Raw genomic sequence first — 478 nt, 5'->3', positions numbered from 1 at the left:
CAACCGGCTCTGCTTCGTCGACGACTCGACACTCTTTCTCGGTCGCGGCGCCGCGTGGGCGTGACCGCCGAGCGCACCGAACTGGCGCGCGGCGACGACCCAACGCCTCGCTGGGTCGGCTCAGCGCGGCTCGACAGAGACCGGTCCTCAGACCGAGACTGGCTCGACTCGGCAGAGGAGAGCCCAACATGACCCGAAGCGACTTTCCCGCACCCGAACAAGGCTTCGTGATCACGCACTTCCTCGTGGTGTCCGACATGGACAGGTCGCGCGAGTTCTACGCGACGTTGCTCGACGGCGAGGTGCTCATGGAACGCAGCCCGGTCATCATGAAGGTCGCGAACACCTGGTTGATCTTGAACGAGGGTGGGGGGCCCACCGATGACAAGCCCGACGTCGTCCTCGAGACTCCACCCGATCCGCATCGCACCAGCGCGTTCCTCAACATCCGCGTCGCCGACATCGCTGCGGTCTACGA

The 478-nt window shown here is 65.5% G+C and carries 1 pseudogene (cut by a window edge); it reads left to right on the top strand.

Annotated features, from left to right (window positions below):
- Positions 1–188: 188 nt before the first annotated feature.
- Positions 189–478 (top strand): annotated as a pseudogene (locus tag E6G06_17835) (VOC family protein) (it continues 117 nt past the right edge of the window).

This window comes from Actinomycetota bacterium, assembly GCA_005888325.1.
In the GTDB taxonomy this organism is placed as follows: Bacteria; Actinomycetota; Acidimicrobiia; order Acidimicrobiales; family AC-14; genus AC-14.
The sequence above is the reverse complement of the archived record's forward strand: the minus strand, read 5'-3'. Positions and strand labels throughout refer to the sequence as shown.